Below are 279 nucleotides of genomic sequence, written 5' to 3' on the forward strand. Positions count from 1 at the left end.
TCGGCGCCATCGTCTCCATGGTGATCGTGGTCCTCGTGATCATGACCGAGACGACGGCCGACATCATCGCGGTCGGCGAGATCGTGGGCACGGAGATCACGCCTCGCCGGGTCGGCGACGGCCTGCGCGCCGACATGCTCGCGACGGCGATCTCCCCCGTCTTCAACAGCTTCCCCGCCAGCGCGTTCGCCCAGAACGTCGGCGTGGTCGCGATCACCGGTATCAAAAGCCGCTGGGTCGTGACCGCGGGCGGCTCGGTCCTGGTGGTCCTCGGCCTGC

General features: G+C 68.8%; 1 protein-coding gene. It reads left to right on the top strand.

Features of this window, described 5'->3' with window-relative positions; translation table 11 throughout:
* Positions 1-279: solute carrier family 23 protein (locus SAZ04_RS21895; protein WP_332699652.1), on the top strand; the 279-nt coding region annotated here is incomplete at both ends.

The organism is Halalkalibacter lacteus, assembly GCF_036663595.1.
GTDB classification, from domain to species: domain Bacteria; phylum Bacillota; class Bacilli; order Bacillales; family Bacillaceae_D; genus Halalkalibacter; species Halalkalibacter lacteus.